General features: G+C 36.0%; 7 protein-coding genes. 3 read left to right on the top strand and 4 right to left on the bottom strand.

Annotated elements, in window-relative coordinates; translation table 11 throughout:
• The first annotated feature begins 69 nt into the window (after nt 1-69).
• The 3 genes from ACM9HF_RS00560 to ACM9HF_RS00550 all read left to right on the top strand — a co-directional run bounded on the left by ACM9HF_RS00560 (nt 70) and on the right by ACM9HF_RS00550 (nt 4,601).
• A complete protein-coding gene (locus tag ACM9HF_RS00560) occupies nt 70-1,182 on the top strand; it encodes a Zn-dependent alcohol dehydrogenase (protein WP_077338432.1) in 1,113 nt (370 codons plus the stop codon).
• Between the two features lie 59 nt (nt 1,183-1,241).
• A complete protein-coding gene (locus ACM9HF_RS00555; protein ID WP_473613570.1) occupies nt 1,242-2,042 on the top strand; it encodes an alpha/beta hydrolase in 801 nt (266 codons plus the stop codon).
• Between the two features lie 90 nt (nt 2,043-2,132).
• The gene (locus tag ACM9HF_RS00550) at nt 2,133-4,601 is read left to right on the top strand and encodes a hypothetical protein (RefSeq protein ID WP_473613569.1); all 2,469 of its coding nucleotides are present in this window, start codon (nt 2,133-2,135) and stop codon (nt 4,599-4,601) included.
• A gap of 217 nt (nt 4,602-4,818) precedes the next feature.
• Here the strand turns inward: ACM9HF_RS00550 and ACM9HF_RS00545 are convergent, their stop codons facing one another.
• The 4 genes from ACM9HF_RS00545 to ACM9HF_RS00530 all read right to left on the bottom strand — a co-directional run bounded on the left by ACM9HF_RS00545 (nt 4,819) and on the right by ACM9HF_RS00530 (nt 12,787).
• Nucleotides 4,819-6,234 (bottom strand): fatty acid desaturase, encoded by a 1,416-nt coding sequence (locus tag ACM9HF_RS00545; RefSeq protein WP_473613568.1) that lies wholly within the window; start codon nt 6,232-6,234, stop codon nt 4,819-4,821.
• A gap of 55 nt (nt 6,235-6,289) precedes the next feature.
• On the bottom strand, nt 6,290-7,372 hold the full coding sequence (locus ACM9HF_RS00540; protein WP_473613567.1) for a 2Fe-2S iron-sulfur cluster-binding protein: 1,083 nt from the start codon (nt 7,370-7,372) through the stop codon (nt 6,290-6,292).
• Nucleotides 7,373-7,935: 563 nt separating this feature from the next.
• Nucleotides 7,936-10,344 (bottom strand): agarase, encoded by a 2,409-nt coding sequence (locus ACM9HF_RS00535; protein ID WP_473613566.1) that lies wholly within the window; start codon nt 10,342-10,344, stop codon nt 7,936-7,938.
• Between the two features lie 133 nt (nt 10,345-10,477).
• Nucleotides 10,478-12,787: a beta-galactosidase gene (locus ACM9HF_RS00530; RefSeq protein ID WP_473613565.1), complete on the bottom strand. Its 2,310-nt coding sequence runs from the start codon at nt 12,785-12,787 to the stop codon at nt 10,478-10,480.
• Nucleotides 12,788-13,060: the final 273 nt, after the last annotated feature.

The raw sequence follows: 13,060 nt of genomic DNA, 5'->3' as shown, positions 1-13,060 counted from the left end.
ATTAATAGTAATACTCTCAAAACAATGGTCAAATCACCCAAAGGTAATTATAAAATGTGATATTTAAAAATGATAAAATCTAAAGCTGTTGTATCAAATGGACAAGGTAGCTATCAAGTTACCACTGTAGACGTAGACCAACCTAAAGACGACGAAGTATTAGTTAAAATTGCGGCTGCTGGCATTTGTCATACAGATTGGGATTCAATTCAAACGTGGAATAAAAACTTTATTGTAGGCCACGAAGGTGCGGGTATTGTTCAAGCGGTTGGCGACAAAGTAACTAAAGTCAGCATTGGCGATAAAGTCATACTTAACTGGGCGATCCCTTGTGGCGAATGTTTTCAGTGTAACGAAGGTAACTTACATATTTGTGAAAAAAACTCGCCTGTTTGCGGTTGTGGTTTATCGGGCCATGCCCATATTGAAAGCACTACACACGAAAACACACCTATCGAACGCTCTTTTCATTTAGGCGCCATGAGCGAATATGCGGTAGTAAAACAAGCAGCCGTAGTAAAAATTAATCATGACATTTCATTGGCTACTGCATCAATTATTGGCTGTGGTGTTATGACAGGCTGGGGTTCGGTAGTTAATGCCGCTAAAGTAGACGCGGGTTCATCCGTTTGTGTTATCGGGTGTGGTGGTGTTGGCTTAAATGCAATTCAAGGTGCTAAAAATTCAGGTGCAGCTAAAATCATCGCGATAGACATAAGCCAAGAACGCATCGACCAAGCGAAAGAATTTGGAGCTACACACGGCATAATTGCTGAAAAAGATGATACTGATTTTATTAACGTAAAAGAAAAAGTAAAAGCCCTTACCGCAGGACGTGGCGCTGATTACGCTTTTGAATGTACAGCAATTCCGGCGTTAGGCTCTGCTCCTTTAGCCTTAATAAGAAATGCAGGCACCGCCGTACAAGTAAGTGGTATTGAGCAACGCATAGATTTTGATTGCGAATTGTTTGAATGGGACAAAATTTACATCAACCCGCTATACGGCATGTGTAACCCAGAACGCGACTTCACTAAAGTACTCGACCTTTATACAAAAGGTGACTTAAAGTTAGATGAATTAGTGACCAAAACCTATAAATTAGAAGACGTAGCACAAGGTTTTGACGATTTACTTAACGGCCGTATCGCTAAAGGCGTTATTGTTATGGACGATATTTAAAATAATACGATCAAAAACAATACCGTAAAGAACCAAGCCGTAAAAATACTGAGGTGTAAATGACCATTCTTCGATTAGAAGTCTCTAACCCTGATTACTCAAGAGCGAATACACAAACACTTACCGTGTATTCGTCTCACCTAAAACGCCGCGCAGACGTTACCATTTACAACGCACAAAACATGGGGAAAAACGTACCTGTAGTGATTTTATTGCACGGTGTATATGGTAATAACTGGGTATGGATGGATTTAGGCGGCGTACATAAGGTATACGAACAACTCAAACAAGAAGGCTTATCTGAGTTTGTTTTAGTAATGCCTTCTGACGGTGGATTATGGGATGGCTCGTCATATTTACCTTTAAAAGATCATGGCAACTATGAACAATGGATAGTAGACGACGTAATAACCGCGGTAAAACAAACGGTAAATGCAGTGTCTGAATCAAGCAATGTTTATATCTCGGGGCTTTCAATGGGTGGTTATGGCGCATTAAGATTAGGCGCTAAATACCCAGAATTATTTAACGGTATTTCAGCTCATTCAGCCATTACCAAGTTAGATGATTTAAAGCACTTTACCGAAACACCACTTAACCAATACCAATGCGACAACAGCAACGAAAGCGACATTATTTATTGGCTTAACAATAACAAAAATAACTTACCCCCGTTACGTTTAGACTGTGGCGCAGAAGACACATTATTTGAAAGTAACCTCAACTTTGTTGAACAGCTTAAAAGTAACAATATTGAGCATCACTTCGAATCATTAAGCGGTTGTCACGAATGGCCTTACTGGCATAAAAACGTAGCAAAAACATTACACTTTTTTGATTCACTAGAAAAGAATAATTAGTGCTATCTAATTATTATATTTAGCATTGATTTACATCGGATAGCATATTAAAAACACGAATAAAGCCATTCTTTTTGAAGGGATAAAGATATGCAAAAGTTTAAGTGGAGATTAGTTAAAAAAATAAAAGACATATTTTTAGTTACTATAATTGCTAACATATTTATTTCTCCAAGCTACGCGCGTGTTGTTTTAATGGGAGAGAATACTCCTTACGCCAATGTTAATGATGGTAACTTCACTACTGTTTGGTCTTCTTGGCGAGCGGCTAAACAATCACCTTTTTGGACTACTCGAATTGTTTCTGCTGAAAAAGACAGTAAAATGGGATTGCATTTAGGAAGTTTATATTCAAATGCTTCTGTAGGTATTGCTGAATCTAATATACTAAATACTCATCCTAATTATCAGCAAATGAAAGCTGGAGATATTATACGTTGGGAGTTTGGCGCTGATTTGGAATATATCAGCGATGGTAAAATAACATTTAGTTTAGTATTTGGTGAACATGAACGAATCTTAGCTAAAAATATTACATTAACTGGCTCAGATAAATTAGTAGAACATTTTTCAGGTAAATATCAACTATTACAAGAAGATGTTCAAGCAAGTTTACCTTTTGTAAGAGTAACGTTTTACACATCACACGGCATTAAAATCTTTCTTAATTATGTAAATATTAGTATTGAAGACACAGTAAAAGACGAACTGAATTTACAAGGCGAAGTAACACCTAATGGAGTATATTTAAACTGGCAATCGAAAACATTAAAAGCAGGAAATAGCGTTAATGTATATCGTGGTAAGAAAAATAAAAAAGGTATTCAATACACTAAAATTGCAACAACCCAAGCTACACATTTTTTAGATAACAAACTCATTAATGGAATAGAATATACCTACGTTATAACTCCTTCTCAAAATACTCGTAATACAGTTTCTAAAAAAGTTACTTTAATTAAACAAGATCTTATTGCCCCCAAAGCACCAACAAACTTAACCGTAACAGAGCATGAAGCTGAAATTAATATTAGCTGGAAAAAAAGTCAAGATGTTGATGTTGCTAGCTATTCGCTTTATAGAGGTGATGCTTCAAGCCAAAACATGCAAGTAATTGCTCATAACATAAACAAAACTAGCTTTGTTGATTTCACGCCCAAAAAAAGCACGAATAACCGTTATGTGGTTTATGCCCATGATTATAGTGGTAATACAAGCAAAGCATCAAAGTCTGTTTTTGGTAAAGTTAAAATGATTAAAGGTGCCTCGTTTAATGATTTGATCTTGCCTATGCCAATACATAAATCTTTAAGAACAGATCTTTGGGGAGCTGATGGTGTTTTACCACGCGACGCTGATAATGGTATTGAAGATGCCAATTGGTCGTATTGGGGTGGACGACCAATACAAGGCAAAGATGGAAAGTACCATATGCATGTTACACGTTGGCCAGCAAATGCGACTAAAGGCCACTGGGAATGGCCTCACTCAACAGTAAGTTATACGGTATCAGACAAACCAACAGGGCCTTATTTAGTAAAAAAAGATCTAAGTTACAAATATATGAATGGTCTAGGGCATAATCCAGACATTATATTATTGAACGATGGCCGTTACATGCTGTATTCATTAATTAACTTTCAGCCAATACTATTGGTTTCCGATACCATTCAAGGTCCTTGGCAGTATTTAGGAGTTATGGACATTGATACAACTGACGCACCAGAAAGCCCAAAAGCCTTTTATCGTTTTGAACGTAATTTATCAGGAGTACAATTAGATGACGGTCGCTTTCTCTTTGTAACGAAAGCAGGTGCTATGATGATAAGTAAGAATACTAATCCATTAGGCCCTTATAAAGTATTAACAAGTCCATTACAAAATAACAAAATTATTCCTCAAAAATACCGTAATTCAAATTATGAAGATCCTGTACTTTGGAAAGATGAAGTGCAATACCATATGATCATCAATGCATTTTTAGATTATCGTGCTATTTACCTACGATCTATTGACGGTATACACTGGAAATTTAATTCAGGTACAGCTTATACACCTAATAGTACTGGCTATGAAGATGGTACACGTACTTATTGGTATAAGTTAGAGCGTCCACATGTTTTAACCGATCAATATGGTCGAGCTACACACCTTTCTTTAGCCGCGATTGATGTCCCCAAAAGAGATGATTTAGCTAGAGATAAACATAATTCCAAAAACATTATTTTACCTCTAACTGTTCATCGCAGACTAAAACTATTAGATGATAATATTATTAATGATAAGACTACAGTTATTAGAGTTTTAGTCATGTCAGAGGCTGGCTTTAACGCACATAACGATATTGATATAACCTCACTACGTTTTGGCGCACCTGAACAAGTCGACTTTGGTAATGGTAGCAAAGTATTAAAAACTATTAAGCAAGATAATCACTTAGTTATTGAATTTGATGGTGAATCGCATGGTTTTACTGCAGATAACTTTGTCGGTAAAATGCTAGGTAAAACAAAAAAAGGTGAGCTGCTAATCGGCTTTGTTAAATTAATTAAACATTAAATATAGTCACTTATATTTCGTCTGAAACATGAAATCTGTGCTTAAATTTTTTTAAATTCCCACGGGAACCTGCATCTTGAATGATAACGGGTATATATTGATATAACACATTTATATTTTAGCTACTTATCTGTTAATCACATTTATCAAACAAAAAACGGACTGCTTTTCAACAGTCCGTTTTTATCATTTTAGGAGCATTTAATTGAGTACTTAGTTAAATTCCTATATGTAAAACGCCGTCAATATCTTTAATTGGAAAAGTTGCTACGGGTGTTTTTGCTGGGCGGTTTATAGCTTTACCTGTTTTAATACAAAACTTAGAGTTATGTTTAGGGCAAAGTACTTTACCGTCTTCCACTAAGCCGTCGGCTAGGTAGGCATACTCATGACTACAAATACCGTCGGTTGCGTAATACTCGCCCGCTTTTAATTGGTAAACAGCGTAATAGCTACCTTCAATACAAACGCTTACCGCATCGTTTTCGCCTAATTCTTTTGCTTCAACCGCTTTGTGCCATGCCACATCAGGTTTGTCTGTAACAATAACGTCTGAATCGTTTGTGTTGTACTTTTTAGACGAAGCCGCTTGTGGGATCATGGCTTCTTCAGGAGCTAAGGCTTTAATACGTTTTACTTTTCTTACTTCTGGTTTTGTAGGTACTTTACGGTCTACAAAGTAAGTTGGATCGTCTACTTGTTTAATTAACGCAGGTATCATTTCTTTATACACTTCAATCATGCCTTTGTAAGGTACTGGCATTTGATCCGCTACTCTGCGTGAAAATTTAGGCAGCTGATGAAACGGCATAAGTGGATTCATATGATGCTCAATGTGGTATTGCATATTCATATATAAGAAACCTAAAAATGGGTTTACGTAAATGGTTCTAGAGTTCTTACGGTGGTCCCATGTGTCGTCGTCTAAGCCTGCATGTTGCGCTAATACAAATGCTCTTTGTATTAAGTTACCGTATAACTTAGGTAAACCAAAATACAGTACAGGTAACCACGTTTGAAAATAAACCGCTAAAGCGATTGGTAGTAAGTTAACAAGTAAACTAGCACGAGCCCACCAAAACATTTTGGTGTATTCTTCTTCAGGTACAAATTTTTTCGCATCTTTGGATACAATACCAAAAGCGTGTTGAAACAAAATAGGTACGTAATATTTGGTTTCGCCTAAGCTCCAAAAATTTAAGAAATGTTCCCAAAATGTAGGAGGTCGCGTTACGGTAATTTCAGGATCTATATCGTTAATTACCGTGTATGAATGATGACGTACATGCGACCAGTTAGTAAAAATAATGTCGCGTTGTTGCATTGATGTAGCAATAAAACACAAGGCGGTGTTTAGCCAAGGTGTTTTAAAAACCGTACCGTGCGAGCTTTCATGCCAGCGAGCATCGGCAGCACAATAAAATACACCATACAGAAAAAAGGCAGGAATAGCCCAAGCCGTACCTAAACTTAAAAAAGCTAAATAACCGGTTAGCCCTAAACAGGTAAACCATATTAGCGTATCAATAATGCCTCTATAGTTGTTTTTTTGCATAAAGGCTCTAAATTCTTGCCTTGGTAGTTCAGCTTTAAACCACTCTTCTTCAACAATATAATTTTTTGGTTCTATCATGTGTGTACTCAATATAATTCTAAATTTACAGGAACTTTTTATTTAATACTTTGTATTAATTCATATTTATAACTAATTTTTTACTTTTAGGATAAGCTACACAAGGTAAAAAGCCCCCTTCTGCTAGCTCTTCATCTGTTAATGCTTCATCTGTTAACATACCTACTTCTCCTGATGAACATTTGCCATAACAAGAAGTACACGTACCTTCACGACATGAAAACGGAATATCAATATTGGCTTCTACTGCAGCTTGTAAAACACTTTTACCTGCAGGAATTTCAAACTCATGCGTGGTATTGTTAATATCTATAACGGCAGTACAAGGTGTTGGTGTAAAGTTAGGTTCAGGCCTAACTTCTACAGAAGGAACAAAGTTTTCTTTTTTAACCTGTGCTTTCGGTAAACCTAGCGAATATAAAGCGTCTTCCGCTATGTTCATAAAACCTGCTGGCCCACAAATATAAGCATTAACATTGGCATTTATTTGTAAGGTATTAAAAATATCGTTAATTTTATCAGCGGTTATAAAACCAGGAATTTCTATTAATTCTTTCCCCCCAAATAAGCCAGATAAACCTTTCTTTTTGATCTGTTTTGTTTGCTTATTTTCTTCATCTAGGTAATGAATTAAGGTAAAACGATCAGCAAACTCTGCTTCAAGCTGTTTTAACTCGTTAGCAAACATAATGTCGGTTTTTGTTTTATTAACAAACAACATAGAAATTTTAGTATCGCTACATTGCGCTAATGCCGTTTTTAAAATCGACATCATAGGCGTAACGCCACTACCGCCAGCAATAAGTAAAATATGAGAGGGGTTCTCAATACTTGGATCAAACGAAAACTTGCCTGCTGGCCCTTGCACTTCAATTTTACTGCCCGCCTTTATATAGGTATTTAAGTAATTTGAAACAATGCCACCGGGTACTCTTTTAACACCTACAGCAAGCCCGCCACCTGCTGGGGTAAATATAGAATACGAACGTCTATACTCTTTGTCGTTTTGCTGAGTGATTAAAGTTAAAAACTGCCCAGCTAGTGCAGGATCAATTGTTGAGTCGTCTTCAAAGTAGAAAGCTTTACTATCTTTTGTGAGCTCTTCAACTTTAGAAACCGTTAAAATTTTATTCGCCATAACAACACTCATACATCGTCTATTAATACATAAGTTAATTTATATCAAAAAATGTATAAAAAAAGTGTCAAGGCCCTGCTTAAAATATCATTAATATGTTCATATAGCATAATAGATGAAAAATAAGCGCCAAATGTATCGTAATTTTGTTATTTGGTTGTTTTTCTATCGGTCTACATAACCTCAACTCGGGTTAATGAATGTTAGAGAATGAATTAAACCCCTTCTTTATCAAAACTTAATCTGTATCGTTATTTTCCTAAGCTATATTAATATCTCAACATTGATATTTTTGTGTATAACAAGGCGGATTTTTCTATCTAATAGCTGGCTATTAGTAACAAATTCAACGAAGTTAGGCATAAAAATAACTTGTTGAGTAACTTTGCTTATCCCGAGTTGAGGTTACATAAGAAAGGAAATTAATTGAGGGAAAAAGTTTTGTTGCCCCTAAATACAAATGATATAAGGGCAACTATCTATACCCGTTACCACTCAAGATGCGTATTTCAGAGCATATTGAATGGTTAGGGGTAAATTAGTTAATTAAAACCAACGGGAGCTTAGTTCTCGTATCTTTGTTGATACATATTTGAGGTAACTTCTTTTACTGCTTTGATCATTTCTGGGTACGGAATATCGGTTACTGTTACAAAACCTATATTAGCGTTTTCACCATCAAATGCTCTACCTGATATTGGTTCATCAATATATTGGAACCAATGCGCACCTACCATATACGGTTTATTTAACACGCTTTCCATATAGTTTTTGTACATTTGAGCTCTGTTTTCTTGGTTAGCTGCGTGTACAATACCGGGGTTATACATGCCAGAGTCCGTTGCCGTTCCTATATGAAATTCGCCCACAACTACAGGTAAGTCAACCTCTTCAAGAAACTTCCAGAAATGGTCTTGCATACCTTCTTCATAAATATTAAAGCTAAGTACGTCTGAATACTTTAAAGACGCTTTTATAATTTCGTCAGGCATTCCCCAGTTAGCCATACGTGCGCCCATGTATAAATGGTTAGGTAATGCTTTTTCAAGTGTGTTGTGCACAACAATAAAGTATTGCTCGCCTAGCATTTCTAACATTTTTGATAGGTCGCTAACATGTTGATCTGAATAAGATACGCGTTCAAAAAAATCAGCCCCTTTATCGAAACTATTCCAGTTAGCTATTTCTGTATTCCATGCACTATTTAATGTAGCAATATTTTTATATTTTGCTTTTAAGTGAGCTGAATAAGCTTTTTTAGCAGGACTTTCTTCAACACTTTTAGATAAAGCATCTAAAATAACGCCGTAACGCGCATGTACTGAACCTTCACGCTCGCCCCAACTTTTTTCATTATCAATAAATATACCTGCACACCACGGTGAGCTTTGTATATTTTTAGCAATAGCGTCAATGGTAATTTTAGCGCGCTCAGCAAAAACTGGGTCGTATGGGTCAGGCATTAAACCCCAATGGTTTTTCTTGCCCGATAAGGTTTTAAAGTCACCAATAATCCAACCATTTGCAAAATAAGGTACTTGCTCTGATTGATAAAAAGCAGGATCTACCCAATTACCAAAAGAGGTAAAGCCCCAATCATGCATGCGATCTGCAGTGACTTGATGCCATTTTTTAACATAAGATTCTGGCGTTGTTTCACCGTATCTCCGCTCTAAATTAGCACGGTAAAAACTGAATGTTTCACCATAAGGTACTGGCCCTTTATGGGTTGAACGACGGTAGCTATAGTGTTCAGCTAAAGGGTCGTCGTAACTAGGTAACCACTCGAACATATTGTTGCGTAACTCAGATATTACATAATTATCTTTGCGTATGCTGTTAGGTATTTTAATAATCCCCATTGAATCTTCAGGTGTTATTTCATCACTTGATTTTTCTCGGATAGAACTGTCGTTATAGTCGATACCTGTGATAGTGGTCATATTCGCCATGCGCACGTTAGCAGGCCCATGAGAGAAGAAGATATTACCTTCTGGGTCTACCATCCACCATTTACCATTGACTTTTTCAGTTCTAAAGAATCCAGTAGCTTCAAGTTTAGGGCCTTTGGTATAACCACCAAATTTAGAACGATCAGGCATACCTTTTGATTTGGCTAGCTCGGCTAACTCTTTGTTAGCAATTTCTTTTAATTGTTCGTCAGATTTAATATCTAAAGCTGTACTACGTTTGGCATTTTGGCCATATTTATCTATAACGCCCACCATCCATTTAGGATCGCTTTCAGGGTTTTCACGTATTCTTATGTCATCTATAACAACCGATTTATTTTCAAGTATTCCAATGGTAGAAAAGGTTAGCGACTTAATAACACTGAAGTCGTCTGAATCACTTTTCCATGAACGCCATACCATTAAACTATTGTTAGTTTGCCATGGTCTTGCGTCTCCCCACATTCCTGTATCGGTTTTACCTTCTTTACCTTCAAGTGGAAAATAGACGGTACCGCTATAATGAGTTGGTAAACTAATTGAACGCTTTTGATATTTTCCTTCTGGCGTTTCAATATTCAAATAAAGATGAACAGACTCTTTACCTGTATTTTTAACATCAAAGGCCAAATTGTAGTTTTTTAAGCCTGATAAATCCCATGGAGTAGTTGGTTCAATAACCAGCTCTGAGATATTTTCAGTGTTTAAAAATTCTATCGCTAACTTTTGATTGTTGTTATCTGAAACATAAGTAAATTGCGTTTTGTTGCTATTTACCCATTGATTTCTTTCTTCACCGTCGAAGTTAATTAAAGAGGTGAGCACTTTTTCATTGGCAAACACATCAACAGCTGAAGCTGTTTTAGTCGCGTCAGAACTTGAAGCTGACTCAATATTTTGAACAGAGTCATTACCACAACCAGTAATAACCGTACTTAAGGCTACACTGATCAATGTGGCTAAATATTTATATTTAATATTTTTAGGTTTAATAACACTTAACGCTTTATTGATACTCATAAAGAGTCCTTTTAATTAATAATATTGATTTAAATAAATTTTTAAAAAATACAATAATGACTAACAACACACTTTATGTTTGCTTTAACAAACACAAAGGTCATTGTTAATTAACCATTTATTAGCATGGAGTTTATTTAGTTTTTAAGTGTCCAAAACGCCTAGAATAAATATGACTATTTACTTCTTTAGCTGCATCAACCAAAGGCTGATAAGGAATATCGGCTACACTAACAAAACCTACGTTGTAGTTTTCGCCATCGTATGCGCGCCCTGTTAATGGCGAGTCGATGTACTGAAACCAATGAGCGCCCACTAAGTATGGATTGTCGATAACACCGTACATATATTCTTGATATTTTTTACCGCGGTCGGCTTGTGAAGATGCATGAATTAACCCTGGGTTTAATAACCCAGAATCAACAGCGCCATTATGAAACTCGCCAATAATACTAGGCTTGTCTATTTCAGCTAAAAAGCTCCAATGATTATTGCTGATACCTTCTTTATAATAGTTATAACTCACTACATCGGCATATTTGGCAGCAGCGGCTCTAACTTCGCTGGTCATCCCCCAATCAGCAAAACGTGCGCCCATATATAAATGATTAGGCAAATACTGCTTAACCGCACCTTTAACCACTTTAAAATACTGCTCAGAGTAAACCGTTAATAATGTAGATAAGTCAGCCGTTAATGCCTCATTAAATTCAGTCACCTTAATGCCTTTTGCAAATTCATCCCACGAACTTACTTCAATATTCCAACTTGAATTAAGTTGTTCAATAGTTTGATATTTTTTACGTAATACTTTTACAAATTCAGATTTAGTTGGGCTCTTAGCAGCATTTAGAGATAAAGTGTTAATGGGTATACCATAAACGGTTGCTGTTGAACCTTCCATTCCCCAACTTTTCTCATTATCAATAAATACACCAACACACCAAGGATTATTTTGTACTTCTTCACCTATGTGCTTAGCCGTAGCAAGTGCTCTTTCTTTAAAAACAGGATCAAATACATCAGGTAATGCACTCCATAAGTCGTTACCACTACTCAATGTTTTAAAATCACCAATAATCCAGCCATTAGCAAAATAAGGAATACGGTTTAATTGATAAAATGATGGGTCAACCCAGTTACCAAATGAGGTAAATCCCCAACTTAGCATTCTGTCTACTGTAGTATCACGCCACTTATCCATAAATACATTGGTATCGTTACTACCATATTTACGTGCTAAGTTTGCTTGATAAAAACTATACGTTTCACCTTTTTCTATAGCCCCCATAAAGACTTCGCGTCGGTAGCCAAAATGTACACCTAATTCATCTTCGTAATTAGGTAGCCAAGAAAACATATTTGCCCTAAGTTCAGAGCTAACGGCTCTAGATGACCATGCGGCTTTAGGCGCTTGATTTAACCCTAAAGAATCTTCAGGCGTTTTATCATTAGGATCTCGTTGCTCAATATATTTGCTATCAAAGTCGTAGCCTGTAATAGTTGAAGTGTTTGCCATACGTACATTAGCAATACCATTAGAAAAGAATAAATATCCTTCAGGATCAACTAAAGACCACTTTCCTTTTACTTTTTCGGTTCTAAAATATCCTGTACCTTTAAGCTTAGGACCATCAGCCCAGCCATTAAACTTTGATCTACCTACAGGTGGTTTAGTACTAAGCTGGCTTTGCTCTTTAGCTGAAGCTTGCCTAAGTTCTTCTACACTATGTACTTTACCGATAAAATCCATTTTGGCATTTTGTCCAAACTCATCAACTAAACCGACAAGATAATTTTCATCTATTTTTTCAGGTTTAATTAAACGTACATTGTCTATAACAACTTGTTTATCTTCTAAAACACCCAGTATTTTAAATTCAATACTTTTAATGTTTTTAAGATCGATCTTTTTTACACCCCAACGCCAAATAATAGGTGTGTAATCAGAGATCCAACTTTTAGGATTAGAGCGTATACCTGTTTCAATATCTAAATCAGATCCAGCTAATTCAAGGTAATAGGTATCGCTACTGTTTTCAGGGATAGAAAGGCTGCGGTTATGGGTTTTACCACTTGCATCTGTTGCGGTTACATAAAAATGTATAGATGAATCTAGCGGGTTTTCAATATCAAGTGCGAAAGCAAACGGCCCTTGCTGACTCCAATCCCAAGGAGTTTCAGGCTGAAATACAAAACTTGATTTATAGTTATTGGTAGAATTAAGCTTAACTGATAATTTTTTATTATTGTCTTCTGTAATAATAGACGCATCAGCTCCATACAGTTTTATTTCACTACTTAATTCGCCAGCTTCAAAATCCCACAAAGTACTTTCCTTATCTACTTTTGTGTTATTTATTGTGGTGCTATTACATCCCATTAGGACAGCAAGGCTTAGCCCACTTACTATAAAGCCTATTTTTTTAAAGCTAAATTTCATTATTTACCCTATTCGATTTATATTTAAATACATGTGCGAGCCAAAAATAAGCACATGTCTAAAGCATCTGCTCTGTCGACTATTTCATTGCAATTAGAATAAAAACAGAAAAGCCAACGACCAATAAACCATCAGCTTACTTAATTTCATTAATATACAATCTACCAACACCACGTAATTGTCAACAATAAACAATCAATTATCACGTATAACTTTATCTATATAATTTTTTAAAATTAGCTCTATGCTATGTTTTCAAAGAGATACACAGGA

Origin of the sequence: Colwellia sp. RE-S-Sl-9, assembly GCF_048296855.1 — a bacterium.
Lineage (GTDB): Bacteria > Pseudomonadota > Gammaproteobacteria > Enterobacterales > Alteromonadaceae > Pseudocolwellia.
The sequence above is the reverse complement of the archived record's forward strand: the minus strand, read 5'-3'. Positions and strand labels throughout refer to the sequence as shown.

Excerpts from the sequence above, each read along its gene's own strand:
- ACM9HF_RS00545 (WP_473613568.1), bottom strand. The coding sequence starts at position 6,234 with ATGATAGAACCAAAAAATTATATTGTTGAAGAAGAGTGGTTTAAAGCT.
- ACM9HF_RS00535 (WP_473613566.1), bottom strand. The coding sequence starts at position 10,344 with ATGAGTATCAATAAAGCGTTAAGTGTTATTAAACCTAAAAATATTAAA.
- ACM9HF_RS00530 (WP_473613565.1), bottom strand. The coding sequence starts at position 12,787 with ATGAAATTTAGCTTTAAAAAAATAGGCTTTATAGTAAGTGGGCTAAGC.
- ACM9HF_RS00555 (WP_473613570.1), top strand. The coding sequence starts at position 1,242 with ATGACCATTCTTCGATTAGAAGTCTCTAACCCTGATTACTCAAGAGCG.
- ACM9HF_RS00560 (WP_077338432.1), top strand. The coding sequence starts at position 70 with ATGATAAAATCTAAAGCTGTTGTATCAAATGGACAAGGTAGCTATCAA.
- ACM9HF_RS00550 (WP_473613569.1), top strand. The coding sequence starts at position 2,133 with ATGCAAAAGTTTAAGTGGAGATTAGTTAAAAAAATAAAAGACATATTT.
- ACM9HF_RS00540 (WP_473613567.1), bottom strand. The coding sequence starts at position 7,372 with ATGGCGAATAAAATTTTAACGGTTTCTAAAGTTGAAGAGCTCACAAAA.